Origin of the sequence: Janthinobacterium sp. HH102 (assembly GCF_001758625.2) — a bacterium.
Classification (GTDB): Bacteria; Pseudomonadota; Gammaproteobacteria; order Burkholderiales; family Burkholderiaceae_D; genus Janthinobacterium.
On sequence record NZ_CP062062.1, the window covers coordinates 5,067,495 to 5,088,994 of the forward strand.

The following is a 21,500-nucleotide window of genomic DNA, read 5'->3' on the forward strand; positions in this document are numbered from 1 at the left end:
TCACCATGAGCTACGAAGAACGCGACGCCTACGGCATGTATGTCAACCGCGGCCACAAAGGCCCCGGCCCTGAACTGATGGGTGCCGACACCCTGATCGGCGACCATGTGCACAACGCCAAGGATGAACACCTGGGCGAAATCAAGGAAATCATGATCGACATGCGCAGCGGCAAGATCGCTTATGCCGTCATGTCGCACGGCGGTGTCTTCACCATCGGCGAAAAACTGTTCGCCGTGCCCTGGGAAGCGCTGCTGCTCGACACCGTCAACAAGCGCTTCACCCTGAACGTCGACAAGGAACGCATCGAAAACGCGCCCGGCTTCGATACCGATAACTGGCCGAACATGGCGGACCAGACGTGGGCCAATTCGATCCACAGTTACTACGGCACCACGCCGCGTGAGTATTAATTAAGCCAAAGCGCGGGGCTGAGGTCTGCTCTAAAAGCGGTACTCCAGCCCCGCCACATAGGTCCTGCCCCGCGCCGTGCTCAGCGGCGTGTTGTCCTGCGACTGCGACGGCATCGAGTTCAGGCGGTTCAGCGCTTCCGAAAAATCCTTGTTCATCGCGTTCTGCACGGACAGGCGCAGGAACAAGTTTTTCGACATCTGGTAACTCGCATACAAGTCGATTACGGCCGGAATCTTCGGATTGTCGGCCTTCAGCACTTCACCCGTCGCTTCATCAGCTTCGTTGTCCGGCGACAGGCGGCGGTTCGACCCCGTGTGCTTGATGATCGCGCCGATCTCCATTTTATTGTCCAGCAAACGCGTGCCCACGTCGAGATTGTAATAAGTGCTGGGCAGCTCGCTGATGTCGGCCGCGCCAAACCAGGCGCTGGCGATCGAGGTGGGCTGGCTGGTCTTTTCACGCGTGTACGACAGGCGCGCATACGCCGAGCCCAGCTGGTACTGCGCTTCCAGCTCCCAGCCCCGCGTGCGCACGGGTGTGGCCGAGTTAATGTAGATATACATATTCGTCATGTAGTCATCGACATTCTGCCAATCATTGGCAAGCACTTCCGCGATATTGCACTTGCGGCCGCGGTCGCACACGAGGAAGGACTGGCTGGTGATATAGCCATCGATCTTGCTCTTGAAATACAGCGCCTTGAAATTCAGCACGTCATTCTTGCTCAGCAAGCCATGCAGGCTGGAATTGAAGCCCAGCTGATAGGTCGTCGCTTTCTCGCCCTTCAGAAACGGGTTCATCGAAGCCCCGCCGTCATTCGAGAAAAACACTTCCTGCGGATTCGGCCCGCGCATGGTGCGCTCGGCGCTGGCAAACGGCTGGAACCACGGCGTCACTTGCGCGGAAACGAGCAGCGAAGGGTTGATGCCGTGTTCTTTCAGCGCAATATTGCTCGCCCCCTGCGGGAAACACTGCACGCGCGGATCGCAGGCGGGCTTGTGGCCGGTCAAATCAAAGTGCGTGGTGTTCAGGCCCGCATTGACCTGAACCATGCCGCGGTTGTATTGCAGGCCCGCGTACAGACTGCTGATCTTTTGCACGCCCTCGGGGCCGAAGGTATTATTTTCAATCGATTGCTGGTTCGCATCCGGGTTGTCCGGATCGTCGACGAGGCTTTCCACGTGCTTGCTGTACTTGTTGCGCATCAGCTTGCCGCCGATGGTCACCAGCGCATCGCCGCCGGCCAGCTTGAAGCTGCTCGTGTTGTTGATGTCGATGGCATCGGCGCGGTTGGCCGCATTCGTGTTGATGAAATTGGTCAACGCTTCAGGCATATATTTCTGGTTACCACGGCTGCTGCTGGCCACCACATTGAGGTCGATCAATTCCGAAAACGGCGTGTAGTGATATTTGACGTAGTAGTCATTGCTGCGGATATCGCGGCGCGTAAACGTGCTGCGGTAGTCGCGCGCCGACAGCTCCAGGGCGTGGAAGTCGCTCAATGTGAGATCCAGCTTGAGCAGCTGCGACTTGGGCTTTTGCTTGTAATAGCGGTTGTAGCCGAAACCGAATTCCTCGCTGTTGACGCCCTTCGCATTCTTGTAGTTGTTGCCGATTACGCTCGCGCTGGTGGCGGCCATGAAGCCTACGCTGCCGCCATCGAAGGCCGGGTTTTTCATGGCCACGGCCAGCATGGCGCTGCGTCCGACACCGTTGTTCCCTGTCGACATCTTCGTGCGCGCGCCCACCTTTTCGCCGGCGAAGACCACGTCATCGACGCCGATGGTGCGGAAGTTGGCGCTGCCGGCCAGTGCATTGACGCCATCGCCGCCGACCACATTGCCGCGTGACACGTCCACGCCGATGATGAAGTTCGGGTCGATCAGGGCGCCGAACTGGCTGCTGGGCACGCCGCCGTGCGACACGGACGACGGTGCGCTGCCATAGTAATTCTGGCTCACGCCATCGACCATCATGTTGACGCGGCCCAGGCCCGACAAGCCGCGGATGTTGACGCTGACGGCGCCCTGCGCCGGATCGATCTGGGTAAACGTGCCCGGCATGCTGCGCACGATCTGGTCCACGGGTTGCAAGCGCGTGTCCGCGCCGCGTGCGCTGACGGCGCCCGGTTTTTCCAGCGCCTGCTGTTCCGCCGGAACCGTTTCACCCGATACATTCAGCGGCGAAAACACCACCTTGCCGTCGCTACTTTCTTGCGCCCATGTCTGCTGCGCCAGCAACGCCATGCAGACGCCCACGGCTCGTGTCATTGTCTTGATATGCATACACCCTCGATTTGTTATGGTTGGATTTTTAATGAATACAATCGGCATCCTCATGCCTTGTCCTGCCCTGGCTCCAGCTTGAACGAGACGGGCAAGGTGACGGTCACCGTGCCCTGGTGTAAGACCTTGTCGGGCGGCGCCGGCAGCGGCTGCGCGCGCTGCAGCACTTGCAGCGCTTCGCGGTCGAGCAGCACCGTGCCCGATGAAGTGACCAGTTCGCTGGCCAGCAGCTTGCCGTCGCGGTCCACCTGGAAGCGTACCCAGGCGGCGCCGGCCCGCTTGCGCTGGCGCGCGTCGCCCGGATAGCGTTTGAAATGGGCCAGGTGGCTGAGCACCCGGCTTTGCCAGCTGGCGGGCGCAGCGCTGGCGGGCGGCGTGTCGCTGTCGAACGGCGCCGCCTGCGGACCGCGCACCGAACTTGGCGCCGGCGTGGCGCTGCTGCTGGCCTGGGCTTGCATGGACGCTTCCCTGGCGGCATCCTTGCCGGGATCTGGCGACGGACTGGCGTCTGCCTTCGCTTCTTTTTCGGCCGCGACGATTTGCGGCGCGGCGGCGCGCGCCAGCACGGGCAGCGCTTGCTGCCTGGTCGTACTCTTTTTCGGTTGGGCTGCGCTGGACGCGGCCAACTGGCGCGCCCCTGCCGCTGCCGCCTGTTGCGTCTCCGGCGACATCGCTTGCGCGGCAAATACGACCATCACGCTGGCGGGCGGCTGCGCGGGCGCGACAGCGACGGGCTGCCAGGCCATCCACAGCAGCAGCGACAGTGCGGTAGCCGCCACCAGCGACGTGGCGATGCCCCAGCTCAATACCGGACGGGGATTCACCCGCCCTCCCGGCCCACCAGGCCCACTTTCAGATAGCCGGCCTGGCGCAGGGCATCCATCACGCCCAGCACGTCTTCATACGCGGCTTGCTTGTCAGCCTGGAAGAACAGCGTGCGCTGGCGGTCGCCGCCCGTCTGTGCATCGAGCAGGCTGCCCAGCTGCCCGCGCGCCACGGGCGACTCGCCCAGGTACAGGCTGTGGTCGGCTTTCAGGGAAACGAACACCGGTTTTTCGGGACGCGGCTCGGGCTTGGCCGTGGCGGCCGGCAAGTCGATCTTCAGGTCGACGGTGACCAGCGGCGAGACCACCATGAAGATGATCAAGAGCACCAGCATCACGTCGATGAAGGGCGTGACATTGATCTCACTCAATTCCGGCATGTCGGCCGTGTCGTCGTCCTGCGATGGGAAAAGGCTGGCCATGGCTCAGGCCTGCTGGCGCACGTCGAGGTCGCGGCTCAGCATCAGCAGCACTTGCGCGGAAGCGGCCCGCAGCTGCGCCTTGTACTGATTGATGCCACGGCTCAAGACGTTGTAGATGACGACGGCGGGTATCGCCGCCACCAGGCCCAGCGCTGTCGCCAGCAAGGCTTCCGCGATACCGGGCGCGACGGTCGCCAGATTCGTGCTCTGGCTGACGGCGATGCCGATAAAGCTGTTCATGATGCCCCACACGGTGCCGAACAGCCCCACGAACGGTGCCACGGCGCCGATGCTGGCCAGTAAACCGATGCCTTGCGTCATGCCGCGTACCTTGTGCGCGATCAATTGCTCCTGGCGAAACCCGGCACGCTCCTTCAGGGCCGCCGCCGGCGCGCTGGCATGCGACAGACTCAGTTCCTGCTGCACCTCGGCCAGCAGCTGCTGCGCCAGCGAATTGCTGCCTGCGCCCTCCACTTTGACGGCCGCGTCCGGCAAGGACGTTGCCGTCTTCAGCATGGCGACGGCTTGCGCCGCCGCGCGCCGCGCTTGCAGCAAGCTGGCGCCCTTCACCAGCAAGACCACCCAGGTGGCCAGCGCGGCGAGCAGCAAGCCGATGAGCACGCTTTTGACGATCTGGTCGGCGGCGAAGAACATGCCCAGCGGCGACATATCGTGCGGCAAGGCGGACGCTTGCGCCGTGGCATGGAACAGGGAAAGAAACACGCCGCCGGCGGCGGCTTTGATACAGAGGATACGCATGGGAGCTTCAACAGGTAACAGGCATGGCTGCGCCAACGGCGCGCACGCGCATGCAAAAAAATCGGAAAAACTACCTGGCTGCTGCGAAGAAGCTTGCTGGGGAGGAGTGCCGGGCTGAACGCCCGGCGGAGTTACAACGAATTACTTGGCGCTGGCGACGGCGGGTGCCGCCACCGGCGTGTACCACACAAAATCCGCCTGCGGCGCCAGCACCGTGGCGCCCTGCTGGGCGAGCATCAGCACCAGCGGCGCGGGGCCGCCCGTCAAGTCCTGTACATGCAGCGGCACGCCCAGGTCCTTGTGCGCATGGTAGGCGCCGGCGATCAGCACGGCGGGCGCGGGCGCGGCCAGCAGGCGCTCGGCCATGCGGCGGTCGCGCTGCTGCTGCACCGACAGCATGGCGGCCAGGCGCGGCGCATCGATCTGGTTGTCGTGCATGACGCGGATGATGTCTTTGAGTTTGTCATGCACCTTGCCATCATTGGCCAGATTCGAATGCTTGCCCTGCACGGCCGGCTGGTCGACAAACAGTTGCTTGATCTCGCTACGGTCCAGGTTGGCAGACCAGACGGGATAAGGCGCGCGCATCACGGTCATGACCAGGTCGCCATATTGCGCCCACTTCCAGCCCGGCTGCCAGGCCAGCAGCTCGGCCACGTGTTCGGGGCGCACGACGGGGTCCGTCTGCAGCCACGGCTTGACCTTGTCCACCTTGGCTTGCTGGTCCGGGTTCAGCATTTCCAGCAGCACGCTGCCTTGCGGACGCTGGCCCTGCAATTGCTGCAACAGCCACTGCTCGATCTTGTGGTGGCTGAGCTGGTCATGCTGCTCGCCCACGATGAGGCGCGGGGCGGCGGCCAGCCGGGCCAGCAATTGTTCGGCAGTCATGCGCTGGCCGCTGCGCAGGTCGATGATCTCGCCCAGCTGGCGCACATCCTGCGCCGTGGCGGCGGAGGCCGTGCCAGTGGCGGGCGCGACGCTGCTGCAGGCGCTCAGCGCCAGCACGCAGGCGGGCAGGATGGCGGCGAGGGACAGGGGGAGTTTCATGGCATGGCCTTTCGGGTGGAAGCACGCATTGCAAAATAACTACTGGCGGGCATTTTAATAGAAATGATTCTCATTTACAACCAATGCACGGCACGCCATGCGGATTTTTTTACAAGCGGCAAAAAATTAACTGGCGCTTCAGTGAAATCCCCGGGCGCGGAGTAGAATAAAAAAAACGGAGGACTTGCGTGAATCAAACTGACCAGTTGGCGGTACTGAAAAAACCGCTGCCCGTATCCCTTGCTGCCGTACTTTCCCTGATCTTTGCCGACCGCTTTTCCATGACGCAAGCCATGCGCGCACACCATGGCCGCGACGAGTCGAGCTATCCCCCCATGCTGCCCGATGCCGTCATCTTCGCCCATTCCACCGAGGAAGTGGCGGCCGCCGTCAAGCTGTGCAGCGCGCACGACGTGCCCGTCATCGCCTACGGCAGCGGCACTTCGCTCGAAGGCCATGTGCTGGCACTGCATGGCGGCGTGACGATTGATCTGTCGCAAATGAATCACATGGTCGCCGTGCACAATGAAGACTTGACGGCCACCGTGCAGGCGGGCGTGACACGCAAGCAGCTGAACGAGGACATCCGCGACACGGGCCTGTTCTTCCCCATCGATCCGGGCGCGAATGCCTCGCTGGGCGGCATGGCGGCCACGCGCGCCTCGGGCACGAACGCCGTGCGTTACGGCACCATGCGCGAAAACGTGCTGGCCCTCACGGTGGTGACGGCCGACGGGCGCATCATCAAGACGGGGACCAGGGCGAAAAAATCGTCGGCCGGCTACGACCTGACGCGTTTATTTGTCGGCAGCGAAGGGACCCTGGGCATCATCACGGAAGTGACGGTAAAACTGTATCCGCTGCCGGAAGCGATCTCGGCCGCAGTGTGCTCGTTCCCCGGCACGGGCGAGGCCGTCAGCGCCGTGATCCAGACCATCCAGATGGGTATTCCTGTGGCACGGGTCGAGTTTCTCGATGAAAATGGCGTGAAAGCCATCAACGCCTACGACAAGATGGCCTTGCCGGAAAAGCCGCTGCTGCTGTTTGAATTCCACGGCACGCCGGCCAGTGTGGCCGAGCAGGCGCAGCTGGTGCAAGCCATCACGGCGGAACATGGCGCCAGCGATTTCGAGTGGGCCAGCCGACCCGAAGAGCGCTCGCGCCTGTGGGCCGCTCGCCACAACGCGTACTTCGCCCTGCTGCAGATGCGGCCGGGCAGCCGCGCCATTTCCACCGACTGCTGCGTGCCGATTTCGCGGCTGGCCGAATGCATCCTCGCCACCAAGGCCGATTGCGAGGCGCAGGGCCTCGTCTATGCCATCATCGGCCACGTGGGCGACGGCAATTTCCACGTGCAGATGCTGGTCGACCCCGACGACCCGGCCGACATCGCGCGCGCCGAAAAGGTCAACAGCGACATGGTCACGCGCGCCATCGGCATGGACGGCACGTGCACGGGCGAGCATGGCGTGGGCATGCACAAGATGGCTTTCCTCGTGGAAGAACATGGCGAGGGCGCCATCGACACCATGCGCGCCCTCAAGCACGCGCTCGATCCGAAGAACATCATGAATCCGGGGAAGATTGTCAGATGGTAGGTCGCTCCCTTCGGGATCGGCATTTTTCCCACTGGGAAAATGCCCTCTCTGGGTACGTCTCCAGTCCTTGCCGTTGGCTTAATTTCTACGCCGTCATCAGAGTCATAAGCCCGCAAGCAAAAAATGGGGTCAGACCCGCCGGGTCTGACCCCAGCCTTGGCCATTTTACAATTCCATGCGCATCGGCACGAAAGCGATGCCGCCCGTTTCCACCTTCGGCCCCGTGGCGACAAAGCCCAGGCTTTGATACAGGGGCAAGGCGTAGGCCGAGGAATTGACGGTAAAGGCCGTCACATCGCCCTTGGCCAGCGACGCGTCGCGGGCTGCCTGCCACAGGCGGCGCGCCATGCCGCGCCGGTGCAGGGCGCGCGGCACGAACATGTGGAACAGATGCGTGTTGTCGCGCATGGCCACCACGCCGGCCAGTACGCCGTCGATATGCGCGAGCTGGTAGGCGTAATTGGGCAGCGACAGATAGCCTTCGATGGCGGGCTGGCGGCAGTTCTCGATGAACTTTTCCGCCCCCGCGCCGTCCGGGTGCAGGGTCAAAAAGGGCATCAGGTCGTCGATCAGGGCGACGATGGCGGGCGCGTCGGCGACCAGGGCGGGACGCAGTGTCGGTTCGGGGAGTGTCGTCATATTCAAATAATGCCATGCACTCCTCCCCGCCGGCAACTCTCAGCAAAAATCGCGGCTGCTGGTCCGCAAGCGCCCCAGCAAGTGCGACATATCGACCAGGTGCTTGGCCACCAGGTTGCGCACGATGCCTTCCCTTTGCCAAACACCGTACACGCCCAGCAGCGGCGCGCTCAGCACTTCACGCCGCTGGCTTGCCACCAGGTCGGGCCAGACGATGACGTTGACGGTGCCCGTCTCGTCTTCCAGGGTCATGAAGATGACGCCCTTGGCCGTGCCCGGACGCTGGCGCACGGTGACGATGCCGCAGGCGCGCGCCACTTGCCCGCTCGTGTACGTCATCAGCGTGGACGCCGGCATGAAGCGCTGTTCCAGCAATTGTTTGCGCAACAGCGCCAGCGGGTGGCGGCCCAGGGTCAGGCCTTGCGCGCGGTAGTCGCTGACGATGCTCTCGCCTTCCGTCGGCGCGGCCAGCACGGGCAAATCTTCCTCTTGCGTGGTATCGCGCAGCAAGTCCCTGTCGGGCACGGCGCCGGCCGCCTGCCACAGCGCTTCGCGCCGGTGCCCGGCCAGCGCATGCAGCGCGTTGCCGGCAGCGAGCACTTGCAAGTCATGGCGGTCCAGGCCGCCACGGCGGGCCAGGTCGGCCACATCGACGAAGGCGGCGATGGCACGCGCATCCTCGATGCGTTGGGCAGCCTGCGCGCGCATGCCGAACAGGCTATTCAAGCCCAGGCGCACGGCCGGTGCATCACGCTGCCCGCCCTGCCCTGCCGGCGCTTCCAGCGCCGCCTCCCAGCCGCTGACGGCCACGTCGACGGGCAGCACCTGCACGCCATGGCGGCGCGCATCCTGCACCAGTTGCGAAGGGCTGTAAAAACCCATGGGCTGGCTGTTGAGCAAGGCGCACAGAAAGACGGCCGGTTCGTGGCATTTCAGCCAGGAACTGGCGTAGGTCAGCAGCGCGAAACTGGCCGCGTGCGACTCCGGAAAACCGTATTCGCCAAAGCCCTCGATCTGGCTGAAGATGGCTTCCGCAAACTTGCGTTCATAATCATTTTTGACCATCGTTTCGACGATGCGTTCCTTGTAATTGTTCATGCCGCCCTTGCGTTTCCAGGCCGCCATGGCGCGCCGTAGCTGGTCCGCTTCGCCGGGCGTGAAATCGGCCGCGATGATGGCCACCTGCATCACCTGTTCCTGGAAAATCGGGATGCCCAGGGTGCGTCCCAGCGCCTTGTCCAGGCCCTTCGGATACTCGACCGGCTCTTTCTGCTGGCGCCGCTGCAGATAAGGATGCACCATGCCGCCCTGGATGGGGCCGGGGCGCACCAGCGCCACCTCGATGACGAGGTCGTAGAATTCACGGGGCCGCAGCCGGGGCAGCATGCTCATCTGCGCGCGCGACTCGATCTGGAATACGCCGATGGTGTCCGCCTGGCACATCATGTCGTAGGTGGCGGGGTCTTCGGCGGGAATATCCTGCAGGCGAAATTCCTCGCCGCGCCGCCCACTGACCAGTTCCAGGGCGCGGCGCAGGGCCGACAGCATGCCCAGCGCCAGCACGTCGACCTTCATCAAGCCCAGTTCTTCCAGGTCGTTCTTGTCCCACTCGATGACGCTGCGTTCGGCCATGGTCGCGTTTTCAATCGGCACCAGGCGCGACAGCTTTCCCTGAGCGATGACAAAGCCGCCCGGATGCTGCGACAGATGGCGGGGAAAGCCCAGCAGCTGCTGCGCCAGGCCCGCCCACTGCTGCGACAATTCCGCTTCCGGGTCCAGCCCGCATTCGGCCAGGCGCTCCAGCAGATCGCGCTTGCCGTCGAACCAGCGATGCGCCTTGGCCACTTTTTCCACGATGGCCAGATCGATTCCCAGCGCCCGCCCGCTGTCGCGCAAGGCACTCTTCGGCCGGTAGCTGATCACCACGGCGGCCAGCGCGGCCCGTTCGCGCCCATATTTGCCGTAGATATATTGGATGACCTCTTCGCGCCGCTGGTGCTCGAAATCGACGTCGATATCGGGCGGCTCGTTGCGCTCGCGCGACATGAAGCGCCCGACCAGGCAATTGCCGCGCGCCGGGTCCACTTCCGTGATGTGCAGACAATAGCAGACGGCCGAATTGGCGGCCGAACCCCGGCCCTGGCACAGGATGTTTTGCGAGCGCGCAAAGCGCACGATGTCGTAGACGGTCAAAAAATACGCTTCGTAGGAAAGATCCCGGATCAGCTCCAGCTCCTGCTCGATCTGTTCCTGCACGTTGGCTGGAATACCGAGCGGAAAGCGCAGCCGCGCGCCCGCATACGTTTCTTCGCGCAGATACGTCGCCGGCGTGTGGCCGTGCGGCACCAACTCGTCGGGATAGTCATAGCGCAAGCTGTCGAGGGAAAATGTGCACAGTTTGGCGATGCGCACGGTTTCCGCCAACGCTTGCGGCGGATACACATTGGCCAGGCGCAAGCGCGCGCGCAGATGCTGTTCCGCATTTTGCGCCAGCGCATAGCCGCACTCGCCCACGGGTTTGCCCACGCGGATCGCGCACAGGGTGTCGAGCAAGGGCTTGCGCGACCGCACGTGCATGCACACGTGGCCGACGGCCGCCACGGACAAGCCCAGCGCCTGCGCCGCCTCCTGCACGGCGCCGCGGTGCGCGTCATCCTGCGCCCGCTGCAGCAGGTTCAGGCCGATCCAGCTGCGTTCGCTGCCAAAAGTAGCCACCATCCACTCTCCCTGCGCGCGCACGGTTTCCGCCTTGGCCGGATAGCCAGGCAGCAAGATCATCAGGCAGCCGGGCAGCCCCCGCAAATGGGCAAACTCCGGCGACGGCGCCGTGAAATCGTCCGGCGTCAACAGATAGCGCCCCTTGGCCGCCCGCGTGCGCGCCATGGTGATCAATTCCGACAGGTTGCCGTAACCGTCGATATCGCGCACCAGCGCCAGCAGGGACGGCCCCGGACTGCCGTCGGCCTGCGTCAAATGAAAATGCGCGCCGATAATCAGGGGAAAACCGGCCCGCTTGGCCACCGCATGGGCACGCACGACACCGGCCAGCGAGCACTCGTCCGTGATGGCCAACGCCTTGTAACCGAGCTGGACTGCGCGCGCCACCAGCTCTTCCGCATGCGAGGCCCCATGCAGGAAGCTGAAATTGCTCAGGCAGTACAACTCAGCATACTCGGGTAAGACGGCGCCCCACATGATCTACCTCAATACTGTATATAAACACAGTATATTATACTCATCTGGAATCGCCCTTATCGTTTATGCTGGTGTTTTACCCTTTGCCTCGACCGCCATGATCGTTCACTTATTAAAATGTTTCGGCGCCGTACCCGGCGGCGGCAATGCGGCACTGGTCGTGGAAAACGACGGCAGCAGCGAAACGGCGCGCCAGACCTTCGCACGCGAACGCCAGGTCAGCGCCTGCGTCTTCCTCGACCGGCAGGCGGACGGTGCCATCGCGCTCGACTATTTTTATCCGCACACGCGCAGCCCCCTGTGCCTGCACGCTACCCTGGCCGCCGCGCATGTGCTGCTGACGGCGCCCGGCGCCCCGGCAACCTTGACGGTGAGCACGGCCATGCGCGGGCAAGCCTTGCAACTGGCGCGCCGCGCGGAAGGATTCTTCATCGGCCTGGCGCCGCAGCCGGCACCGGTCGTCATGCTGGAAAAATATGTGCCGTCGGAACTGATGGGCCAGCACATGCACTTGCTGTCGCCGCCCGTGATCGCCTCCGTCGGCAGCCCGAAGCTGCTGCTGGAAGTGGCCGACCGCACCACCCTGCGCGCACTGCGGCCGAACCTGGAACTGATCGCCGACTGGAGCGCCCTGCATCAGGTCAGCGGCTGCTATGCGTATTGCCGCACGGGCGAGCATGAATATGAAGGGCGCAACTTCAACCACCGCGATCCGGCGCTGGAAGACAGCGCCACGGGCGTGGCGGCGGGCGCGCTGTCAGCGCACCGACAACAGTCGCTGCGCCTGCATCAGGGCTACGTGACGCAGCAGCCGTGTCTGATCGAGGTGCAATACAGCACGCAGGCAATCTGGGTGGGCGGCATGGTGCAACGCAGCACCTGAACGGGGCATCACGCACCAGTACAAGGCAAGCCCGGCAGCGGCCAAAAGAGAATCAACCAGGAAACAACAGTTACAGCAAATTTGTAATAACAAAACAAAGTATCGCTGGTGAATGCTGAAATGATGGCACTAGAATCAAGTCACGAATCTTGCTCATCAGCCACTTGGAGATACTGCGTGCCGACCCTCACCACCTTGCGTAAAGCCATCCTCATCAGCCTGTACGGCAGCGCCGCCCTGGCCGCCGTCAGTCCCGCCGCCATGGCCCAGAGCACGGAAGCGGCCGCCACGGACGGTCCCGTGCAAACGGTCAGTGTGGTCGGCTCGCGCCGGGTCGCCAGCTCCGCCACCGATACCATGGTGCCCGTCGATATCATCCCCATTTCCCGGGTGGCCGAGCAAGGCGGCCAGTTTGATCTGGCGCAATCGCTGCAATACATTTCGCCCTCGTTCAACTCCACGCGCCAGACGGGCGCCGACGGGGCCGACCTGATCGATTCGGCCGCCCTGCGCGGCCTCGGCTCCGACCAGACCCTGGTGCTGGTGAATGGCAAGCGGCGCCACACGACGGCCCTCGTCAACCTGTTCGGTGCGCGCAACCGCGGCAACACGGGCACGGACATGAATGCGATTCCTTTGCTGGCGATCAAGAACGTGCAAGTGCTGCGCGACGGCGCGGCCGCCCAGTACGGCTCGGACGCCATTGCCGGCGTGATCGACATCGAACTGAAGAAAAGCCTGGGCTGCGAAGCGGTGGCCGGCTACAGCCAGTACTCGGAAGGCGACGGCAAGAATTACATGACCTCCGCCTACTGCGGCATCGCGCTGGGCGACAAGGGCACGCTTGCCATCACGGGCGAATACCTGGACCGGGGCCGCTCGAACCGGGCCGACGCGGACAGCATGCGCATCATCGGCGACACCAAGTCCAAGAACAAGACCCTGTACGTCAATGGCGACTACGCCACCAGCGGCACGGGCAAGCTGTACTTCACGGCCGGCGCGCAGACGCGCGACGCGTCCAGCGCCGCGTTCGGCCGGGGCGGCATCGGCAGCGACGACATCCCTGCGCGCAATTCGGCCGCCATGTACCCGGACGGTTTCGTACCGTTCATTAACGGCAAGATCGACGACCAGTACGCCACCATCGGCCACCGCAGCCAGATCGGCGAATGGCATGCGGACTTTTCGCAAACCTATGGCTACAACAAGATGCGCTACGACATCAGCCATACCCTGAACGCCTCGATCGCCAACCTCGACCTGATGAACGGCGGCAAGGGCGTCAGCGCCAGCAGCTTTGACGCGGGCGGCTTCTCGTTCCAGCAGCTGACCAGCAACGCCGATTTCAGCCGCTACTACGACACGGTGATGAGCGGCATGAACGTGGCCTTCGGCGCCGAGTACCGCAGCGAGGAATACAAGATCATGGCCGGCGAGCCGAACTCCTACATCGATGCCGACGGCGTGGGCATGGGCGGCAATGCGGGCAGCCAGGGCTTTCCCGGCTTCCAGCCCGGCGACGCCACCAAGGCCAAGCGCCACAGCATCGCCGCGTATGCCGATGTGGAACTGGACTGGACGGAACGCCTAAAAACCCAGGCGGCCCTGCGCTACGAAAAATTCAGCGATTTCGGCTCCACCGTGACGGGCAAGCTGGCCGCCAGCTATAAAGTGGCGCCCAACGTGCTGCTGCGTGGCTCGGCCAGCACGGGCTTCCGCGCGCCATCGTTGCAACAAGTGTATTTCTCGTCCACCTTCACCGACTTCATCGGCGGCGTGCCTACCGACGTGGTGCTGGCGCCGAACGGTGGCACCGTCGCCAATGCGGCCGGTATTCCCAAGCTGAAAGAGGAAAAATCCACCAGTTTTACGTTCGGCACCACATGGACGCCGACGCAAGCCATTTCCGTGACGGCCGACTTGTACAATATCAAGATCAAGGACCGCATCGTGCTGTCGGGCCGCTTCAATGCCGACAACTACCCGGACCTGGCCGCGCGCCTGGCCCTGCTGGGCGTGGGCGAAGCGCAATTCTTCGTCAACTCCATCGACACGCGCACGCGTGGCCTGGACCTGACGGCCTCGCACAAGGGAGAATTCGCCGGCAACCGCCTGAACACCTTCCTGGCCTTGAATTTGAGCAAAACGGAAGTGACGAAAGTCAAGACGCCCGCCTCGCTGACGGGCTTCGAGGATGTCTTGCTGTCCGAACGCGAACGCCTGTTCATCGAACAGGGCGGCCCCCGTTCGAAAGCCACCCTGGGCTTCGACTACATCACGGGCAAGCTGGAGTCGGACCTGCGCATCATTTATTTTGGCCCGCAAACCCTGGGCACCTTCAGCGGCACGGCCGAGGGCGTACCGAACGCCCGCTACGCGGCCAAGACCTCGGCCGACCTGAGCTTCACCTACAGCATCAATAAAAATACCAAGCTGACCTTTGGCGGCAACAACATCTTCAACGTCAAGCCCACCACGCAAAACGCGGACGAGACGGATAACGGCTTCAAATACGACAGCGTGCAGTTCGGCCTGAACGGCGCCTCGTATTTCGGACGGCTGTGGGTGAAGTTCTGATCGCCGTGTCCACCTGAAGAAACAGCGGCTGCGCCGGCATGGGCAGCCGCTGTTTTTTTGCATCAACTCCCGGTCGGCAGACGCTGGACGAGGGATGGTTCCCCCTCGTCTAGGCAATTCAGACAGGACAGTTCAACATCCACTGCACCCCGAACCGGTCGGTCAATTTACCGAAATAATCGCCCCAAATCTGTACGGCGAGCGGTGTCGTGACCACACCTTGATCCGCCAACTTGTCAAACAGCTGTTTTGTTAACTGCCTGTCCTTCATCTGCAAAATATGCGCAGACCCTCGCATTGGCTCCGCATCATCATTATCCGAAGCAAAGAACAACACGCCTGGCCCCTCAAACCGTGCATGCATGATTTTCCCGCGCATGGCTTCATGCGGGACAGGCATGCCATCGACGCCAAATCGCAATACCTCGGTAATCTTGCCCAGCCCGCATTGCGTGTAGAACCCCAGTGCTTGTTCGCACGTCGTGGTAAAGAATAAATAATTAGACAATTGCATCAGCTCATCCTTACAGTAATGTAGGCAACGCGAAAGTAAAAAGACGGTGAACCCGCATGGGACCCAGTGGCGGTCAACACCCCGGTACTGCTCCCATGGAGGATAGCCACTTATCGAACCGAAAAACTCATGCATTGTCACGACAACAGGGGGGGACCGCTCCCGGCCAGCGCTGCCGCGGCGAACAATCTTTGTCCCGCGGCGGAAAGCAAGGATAATAGCGCCTAACTCATAAGCACAGTATTGGATTACCTCATGGAAATTAAAGTCAACTTTCTCGACAAGCTGCGTCTCGAAGCCAAGTTCGACGATTTTACGGTCATCGCCGACCAGCCCATCCGCTACAAGGGCGATGGCTCGGCGCCTGGCCCGTTCGATTACTTTTTGGCATCGTCGGCACTGTGCGCCGCGTACTTCGTGAAGTTGTATTGTGATACGCGCAATATTTCCACGGAAAATATCCGTCTGTCGCAAAACAATATCGTCGATCCGGAAAACCGTTACCAGCAGATTTTCAAGATCCAGGTCGAGCTGCCGGCCGATATCTCGGCCAAGGACCGCCAGGGCATCCTGCGCTCGATCGACCGTTGCACGGTGAAAAAAGTCGTGCAGACGGGCCCCGAGTTCCTCATTGAAGAAGTCGAGAACCTGGATGCCGATGCCCAGGCCTTGCTGGCCCTGAATCCCGCCCCGGGCGCGAGTACCTATATCGTCGGCAAGGATTTGCCGCTGGAACAGACCATCGCCAATATGTCGGGCCTGCTGGCGGGCCTGGGCATCAAGATCGAAATCGCCTCGTGGCGCAACATCATTCCGAACGTGTGGTCGCTGCATATCCGCGATGCGCATTCGCCCATGTGCTTTACCAACGGCAAGGGCGCAACCAAGGAAAGCGCGCTGGCGTCGGCCCTGGGCGAGTATATCGAGCGCCTCAGCAACAACCATTTCTACGCCGGTTCGTTCTGGGGCGAGGACATCGCCAACGCGGATTTTGTCCATTACCCGAACGAGCGCTGGTTCAAGCCGGGCCGCAAGGATGCGCTGCCGAAGGAAATTCTCGACGCATATTGCCTCGACATCTACAACCCCGATGGCGAACTGCGCGGCTCGCACCTGATCGACACCAACTCCGGCAATGCCGAGCGCGGCATCTGCTCGCTGCCATACGTGCGCCATTCCGACGGCGAGGTCGTGTATTTCCCGTCGAACCTGATCGAAAATCTATATGTCAGCAATGGCATGAGCGCCGGCAATACTTTGGTCGAAGCCCAGGTGCAATGTCTGTCGGAAATTTTCGAACGGGCCGTCAAGCGCGAAATCATCGAAGGCGAGATCGCCCTGCCCGACGTGCCGCAGGAAGTGCTGGCGAAATATCCGGGCATCCTGGCGGGCATACAGGGGCTGGAAGAACAGGGTTTCCCCGTGCTGGTGAAAGATGCGTCGCTGGGCGGCGTGTACCCGGTGATGTGCGTCACCCTGATGAACCCGCGCACGGGCGGCGTGTTTGCCTCGTTCGGCGCGCACCCGAGCCTGGAAGTGGCGCTCGAGCGCAGCCTGACGGAATTGCTGCAGGGCCGCAGTTTCGAAGGCTTGAACGACTTGCCGCAGCCGACGTTTGCCAGCGAAGCCGTCACCGAGCCGAACAACTTCGTCGAACACTTCATCGATTCGAGCGGCATCGTCTCGTGGCGCTTTTTCAGCGCCAAGGCCGATTACGATTTTGTCGAATGGGATTTTTCCGGCCACGGCGAAAACTCGAATGCCGAGGAAGCGGCGACCCTGTTCGGCATCCTCGCCGGCATGGGCAAGGAAGTGTACACGGCCGTGTATGACCAGCTGGGCGCCACCGCCTGCCGCATCCTCGTGCCCGGTTATTCGGAAGTGTATCCGGTCGAAGATTTGATCTGGGACAACACCAATAAGGCGCTGCTGTTCCGCGCCGACATCCTGAACCTGCATCAGCTGGACGATGCCAGCCTGGAAGACTTGCTCGACCGGCTGGAAAACAGCGAACTCGACGAGTACGGCGACATCGCCACCCTGATCGGCATCGAGTTTGACGAAAACACGGTGTGGGGCCAGCTGACGACCCTGGAATTGAAGCTGCTGATTCATCTCGCCTTGCAGCAATTCGAGGAAGCAAAAGAGCTGGTGGAAACCTTCCTGCAGTACAACGACAACACGCTCGAGCGCAAGCTGTTCTATCAAGCCTTGAACGTGGTGCTGGAAGTGGAACTCGATGACGAACTGGAGCTGGACGATTACGTCGTCAATTTCCGCCGCATGTTTGGCAAGGAACGCATGGACGCGGTGCTGGGCTCGGTAGATGGCAGCGTGCGCTTCTTCGGCCTGACCCCGACCAGCATGCAGCTGGAAGGCCTCGACAGGCACCAGCGCCTGATCGACAGCTTCAAGAAACTGCACGCGGCGCGCGCCAGGGCGGCTGCGGCCTGACCTGGGAGCGATACCATGGCGGCACTGGAATTCTGGTTCGATTTCGGCAGCAACTACAGCTACCTGAGCGCCATGCGCATCGAAGCGCTGGCGCGTGAAAAGCAGGTCCCTGTGATCTGGAAACCCTTCCTGCTGGGCGTCGTCTTCAAGGCGCTGGGCTGGGAGACGTCGCCCTTCATCCTGCAAAAACTCAAGGGCGATTACATGTGGCGCGACATGGCGCGCCAGTGCGAAAAGTACGGCTTGCCATGGCGGCAACCGGGCACCTTCCCCCGCACGGCCCTGCTGCCCATGCGCGTGGCGCTGATCGGCGCGGACCAGGGCTGGATTGCGCCCTTTGCGCGCAGCATGATGACGATGAATTTCGCCGAAGACCGCGACATCGACAACCTCGAAGCCGTCAGCGAGGCTTTGGAAGGGCTGGGCCTCAATGCACGCGCCACCCTGGCGCTGGCTTTGACGCAGGACAACAAGCTACGGCTGCGCCGCCAGACTGAGCAGGCACAAGCGCTGAAGCTGTTCGGCGCCCCCAGTTTCCTCAGCGGCGGCGAACTCTTCTGGGGCAACGACCGGCTCGACGATGCGCTGGCGCATGCGGCAGCCAGCCGCCGTTAAACTCAGCCGCCCGCCAGCGCTGCGATCTCTTTCTGCATGTTGTCAATCGCCCGCTCGTTGTACTGGTCAGCGAAATACGCATCGCCAAACAGCTGGCCCGCCTGCGCCTTGGCGCACAGATGCTGCAGGGCCAGGCCCCGCTGTTCGTTGAAACGCGCGGGGTCCACGTGCGCGTATTCTCTTCCGATGGCTTGCGTGTAGGCTTGATACACTTCTTCATCTTGCCCGAGGATGGCCAGGTCGGCGCTGAGCATGGCGTCTTTCAACGCGTGGCTGATGCCGGGGCCCTGGAAATGGTCGGTGGCACGTATCAATTGCGCCACATCCTGGTTGTCGCCCGCATCGAGGCCGCTGGCCAGCCACAGCTGGGCACTCGCCTCTTCGCTCGAATACAGGGCGTCGTCGTCGTGGCTGTAGACGGCGTCGTGGAACCAGAACGCCTTCTTGACCAGCGCGCTGTCGCGCTTGGGCGTATAGGTGTTGTCGGCCCACACGCGGATTTCGGACAGGCCGTGCACCAGATGGTCGAGGTTGTGATAGTGGCGGTCCGCGCCGCCATACGCCTGCGGTCCCGTCAGGTGCGCGAACCAGTGATCCGCCAGCGCGATGTCGGCCTGCGAGGCGGTCGCGTAGTGCCACAGCGCTTCCCACTCCTTGCGCAGGCAGTCGAGTATCCATGCCTGGTAGGCGGGGCCGGGAACGAATTTCTTCATGGTCCAGTTCCAGCCGACAGGCCCTTCCAGCGCCTTGACGAAACTGGAACTGACGGAGCCGAGGTCGCGCGGCGGCATGACGAAGATCGTCTTGGCGCCCTGCAACACGTCCACATTGGTTTGCTGGATCAGGTTTTCATAGTCGAAATCGGCCGTCGTGCGGATGCCGCGGATCAGGTAGTCGCAGCCGTGCTTTTTCGCCGCGCGCGCCGTGTAGTCGCCCTTGACGATGACCACCTGCACATTGTCCCAGCCGCACTCGCGCGCGCTCTGCTCGATGATGCGCTTGCGGTCTTCGGCGGGAAATTGGGGACGCTTGGCGGGGTTTTGCGACAGGAACACGATCACCTCGTCGGCGAGCGAACGCGCTTCACCGATCACCCACATGTGGCCGTTGGTGATGGGGTCGAGGGTTCCTGAAAATCCGATTCTCTGCATGCTGCGCTCCGTGGTCTGGTTCTGCTTGTTTCGCAGACAATATAGGGCCACGGCGCGCGCGTCAATGCAACATGCCAAAGATGACGATTAAAACGCTCATTTCACGGCTTGCGGGAATTCCACGCGCACGCACAGGCCGCCCAGGCGCTCGGATTTGTCGAGCACCAGGCGCGCGCCATGGCGTTCGGCGATGGCCTTGATGATGGCCAGCCCCAGGCCGCTGCCGTTGGCGTCCGTGCCGGGCACGCGGTAGAAGCGGCTGAAGACGCGCTCGCGCTCCTCGGGCGGGATGCCGGGGCCGCTGTCTTCCACCGATAACGTCACGCCGACGGGGCTGGCGCGCAGGTCGATGTCGACCGTGCCGCCCTGCGGCGTGTACTTGATGGCGTTGTCGACCAGATTGCGCAGCATGATGTTGAGCGCATCGGCCTGGCCGGCCACCTTGGCCGCATCCATGTGGTGCAGGCCCAGATCGATCTTGCGTGCCTGCGCGATGCCGGCCATGTCGCCCAGCGCGCGCTTGACGACGTCGTTCAAGTCCACGACCTGCAGCTGGTCGCCGCTGGCGGCGCTCGCTTCCTGGCGCGCCAGCACCAGCAGCTGCTCGACCAGGCGCGTGGCCCGCTCGATGCCGGCGCTCACGCGGCTGATCGCCAGGCTGCGCTTTTCTTCCGATTCGGCCCGTTCCAGGCTCAATACCTGCAGTTTCAATGCCGCCAGCGGCGTGCGCAATTCATGCGCGGCATCGGCGACGAAATGCTGCTGTGCGTCGAACGCCGTCTTGACACGGCCGAACAGCAAATTGAGTTCATGCACCAGGGGCCGCACTTCGTCGGGCAAGCCCGCTTCCGATACGGGAGATAAATCGTCCGCCTGGCGCGCCGCCACCTGCTTGCGCACGCGCGAGACGGGCGCCAGCGAACCGCTGACGACCCACCAGACGACGAGCATCAAGATAGGCGCCATCAGGGCGATGGGCCCCACCGTGCGCAGCGCGAGGCTGCCGGCCATGCGCTTGCGCACGGCCATGTCCTGCGCGATCTGCACGGTCTGGGAACTGGTTTGCACGGAAAAGATGCGGTAGGTGGTGCCGTTGGCTTTCACGTTGGAAAAGCCCAGCACGGCGCGCTGCGGCAGTTCCGCGCGCGTGATCGAACGGAACACCTGCACGCCGTCCGGCGTCCATACCTGCACCACCATATCGTTGTTGACGGGGTCGGCCGGCAAGGCTTGCGCGTGGTTGGCCAGCGGCGCGCCGGAACGCAGCGACAGGGCCATCTGCTGCATGTGGTAATCGAAAATCTGGTCGGCGTCGTACAGGGCGCTGCGGTAGGCGATCGACGCCTGCGCCAGGGCCGCCATGATGATGGCCGCCAGCAAAAACCACAGCAGGCGGCCGCGCAGCGAGTGCGTCACCGTAACCTTCATCCTCATGCCTTGGGCACCATGTAGCCGAGGCCGCGCACGTTCTGGATCAAGTCGCTGCCCAGTTTCTTGCGCAAGCCGTGGATATACACTTCCACGGCATTGCTGTTGACTTCATCCTTCCAGCTGTACAGTTTTTCTTCCAGCTGCGCGCGCGACAGCACGATGCCGGGGCGCGCGATCAACGCTTCCAGCACGGCCCATTCGCGCGCCGACAGGTTGACGGGATGGCCTTCGGCGATCACTTCGCGCGTCAGCGGATTGATGGAGACGCCCTGGTGCTCGAAGACCGGTTCCGGCCGCCCCGAGGCGCGCCGCAGCAGGGCGCGGATGCGCGCCAGCAATTCGTCGAGGTCATACGGTTTCAAGACGTAATCGTCGGCGCCCGCGTCGAGGCCGGCGATGCGCTGCTCGACGGCGTCGCGCGCCGTAGCGACCAGCACGGGCGTGTCGAGCTTGCGCAAACGCATCGAGCGCAGCACGTCGAGACCGTCCTTGCGGGGCAAGCCCAGGTCCAGCAGCACCAGGTCATAGGTCTGCGTCTGCAGGGCCGTATCGGCCATGTCGCCATCCTTGACCCAGTCCACCGCGTAATGCTCGGCGCGCAGCAAGTCGAGCACCACCTCGCCGATCATCGTGTCGTCTTCTACCAGCAATAGCCGCATGGCCGCTCCTTTTTTATTTATTTGCCCCAT

General features: G+C 62.8%; 17 protein-coding genes. 6 read left to right on the forward strand and 11 right to left on the reverse strand.

The genetic code is table 11. The annotated features are described in order from the left end of the window. Nucleotides 1–5: 5 nt before the first annotated feature. Nucleotides 6–413, forward strand: a complete 408-nt coding sequence (locus tag JAB4_RS23065) for a PRC-barrel domain-containing protein (protein WP_070221439.1) — start codon at nucleotides 6–8, stop codon at nucleotides 411–413. 30 nt (nucleotides 414–443) lie between these two features. Here the strand turns inward: JAB4_RS23065 and JAB4_RS23070 are convergent, their stop codons facing one another. The 5 genes from JAB4_RS23070 to JAB4_RS23090 all read right to left on the reverse strand — a co-directional run bounded on the left by JAB4_RS23070 (nucleotide 444) and on the right by JAB4_RS23090 (nucleotide 5,751). Further along, nucleotides 444–2,699, reverse strand: a complete 2,256-nt coding sequence (locus tag JAB4_RS23070) for a TonB-dependent receptor (protein ID WP_070221440.1) — start codon at nucleotides 2,697–2,699, stop codon at nucleotides 444–446. Between the two features lie 50 nt (nucleotides 2,700–2,749). Further along, nucleotides 2,750–3,523 (reverse strand): energy transducer TonB, encoded by a 774-nt coding sequence (locus JAB4_RS23075; RefSeq protein WP_070221441.1) that lies wholly within the window; start codon nucleotides 3,521–3,523, stop codon nucleotides 2,750–2,752. Next, entirely contained in the window at nucleotides 3,520–3,945 is a 426-nt protein-coding gene (gene exbD / locus JAB4_RS23080) for a TonB system transport protein ExbD (protein WP_070221442.1), read from the reverse strand. The genes JAB4_RS23075 and exbD overlap by 4 nt, the downstream gene beginning before the upstream one ends. 3 nt (nucleotides 3,946–3,948) lie before the next feature. Continuing rightward, a complete protein-coding gene (gene exbB, locus JAB4_RS23085) occupies nucleotides 3,949–4,704 on the reverse strand; it encodes a tonB-system energizer ExbB (protein WP_070221443.1) in 756 nt (251 codons plus the stop codon). Between the two features lie 141 nt (nucleotides 4,705–4,845). Further along, nucleotides 4,846–5,751 (reverse strand): ChaN family lipoprotein, encoded by a 906-nt coding sequence (locus JAB4_RS23090; protein ID WP_070221444.1) that lies wholly within the window; start codon nucleotides 5,749–5,751, stop codon nucleotides 4,846–4,848. Nucleotides 5,752–6,032: 281 nt separating this feature from the next. Here JAB4_RS23090 and JAB4_RS23095 point away from each other — a divergent pair, with 281 nt between their 5' ends. After that, nucleotides 6,033–7,349 carry an FAD-linked oxidase C-terminal domain-containing protein gene (locus JAB4_RS23095; protein WP_083287071.1) on the forward strand — a complete coding sequence of 439 codons (1,317 nt, stop codon included), beginning with the start codon at nucleotides 6,033–6,035 and terminating at the stop codon, nucleotides 7,347–7,349. Between the two features lie 165 nt (nucleotides 7,350–7,514). Here JAB4_RS23095 and JAB4_RS23100 read toward each other — a convergent pair whose 3' ends face one another. Together JAB4_RS23100 and JAB4_RS23105 are read right to left on the reverse strand one after the other, a co-directional pair. After that, entirely contained in the window at nucleotides 7,515–7,988 is a 474-nt protein-coding gene (locus JAB4_RS23100) for a GNAT family N-acetyltransferase (RefSeq protein WP_071650199.1), read from the reverse strand. 39 nt (nucleotides 7,989–8,027) lie between these two features. Next, complete coding sequence (locus JAB4_RS23105; protein WP_070221446.1) at nucleotides 8,028–11,183, reverse strand: error-prone DNA polymerase; 3,156 nt, start codon at nucleotides 11,181–11,183, stop codon at nucleotides 8,028–8,030. 97 nt (nucleotides 11,184–11,280) lie between these two features. Between JAB4_RS23105 and JAB4_RS23110 the strand changes: the two genes are divergently transcribed. Together JAB4_RS23110 and JAB4_RS23115 are read left to right on the forward strand one after the other, a co-directional pair. Continuing rightward, on the forward strand, nucleotides 11,281–12,066 hold the full coding sequence (locus JAB4_RS23110) for a PhzF family phenazine biosynthesis protein (RefSeq protein ID WP_070221447.1): 786 nt from the start codon (nucleotides 11,281–11,283) through the stop codon (nucleotides 12,064–12,066). 177 nt (nucleotides 12,067–12,243) lie between these two features. Then, entirely contained in the window at nucleotides 12,244–14,646 is a 2,403-nt protein-coding gene (locus tag JAB4_RS23115) for a TonB-dependent receptor (RefSeq protein WP_070221448.1), read from the forward strand. Nucleotides 14,647–14,764: 118 nt separating this feature from the next. On the opposite strand, the gene JAB4_RS23120 is transcribed toward JAB4_RS23115, so the two are convergent. Further along, the gene (locus tag JAB4_RS23120; RefSeq protein WP_070221449.1) at nucleotides 14,765–15,160 is read right to left on the reverse strand and encodes a glyoxalase/bleomycin resistance/extradiol dioxygenase family protein; all 396 of its coding nucleotides are present in this window, start codon (nucleotides 15,158–15,160) and stop codon (nucleotides 14,765–14,767) included. 255 nt (nucleotides 15,161–15,415) lie between these two features. On the opposite strand from JAB4_RS23120, the gene JAB4_RS23125 reads away from it, so the two are divergent. Both JAB4_RS23125 and JAB4_RS23130 read left to right on the forward strand, forming a co-directional pair. After that, a complete protein-coding gene (locus tag JAB4_RS23125) occupies nucleotides 15,416–17,614 on the forward strand; it encodes an OsmC domain/YcaO domain-containing protein (RefSeq protein WP_070221450.1) in 2,199 nt (732 codons plus the stop codon). A 15-nt stretch (nucleotides 17,615–17,629) separates the two neighbouring features. Beyond that, nucleotides 17,630–18,229: a 2-hydroxychromene-2-carboxylate isomerase gene (locus tag JAB4_RS23130; RefSeq protein WP_070221451.1), complete on the forward strand. Its 600-nt coding sequence runs from the start codon at nucleotides 17,630–17,632 to the stop codon at nucleotides 18,227–18,229. Between the two features lie 2 nt (nucleotides 18,230–18,231). Here the strand turns inward: JAB4_RS23130 and coaD are convergent, their stop codons facing one another. The 3 genes from coaD to JAB4_RS23145 form a co-directional block, all read right to left on the reverse strand. Then, nucleotides 18,232–19,380 (reverse strand): pantetheine-phosphate adenylyltransferase, encoded by a 1,149-nt coding sequence (gene coaD / locus JAB4_RS23135; protein ID WP_070221452.1) that lies wholly within the window; start codon nucleotides 19,378–19,380, stop codon nucleotides 18,232–18,234. 96 nt (nucleotides 19,381–19,476) lie between these two features. After that, nucleotides 19,477–20,808, reverse strand: coding sequence for an ATP-binding protein (locus JAB4_RS23140; RefSeq protein WP_070221453.1), 1,332 nt, complete (start codon nucleotides 20,806–20,808; stop codon nucleotides 19,477–19,479). 2 nt (nucleotides 20,809–20,810) lie between these two features. After that, on the reverse strand, nucleotides 20,811–21,470 hold the full coding sequence (locus JAB4_RS23145; protein ID WP_070221454.1) for a response regulator transcription factor: 660 nt from the start codon (nucleotides 21,468–21,470) through the stop codon (nucleotides 20,811–20,813). Between the last annotated feature and the right edge of the window lie 30 nt (nucleotides 21,471–21,500).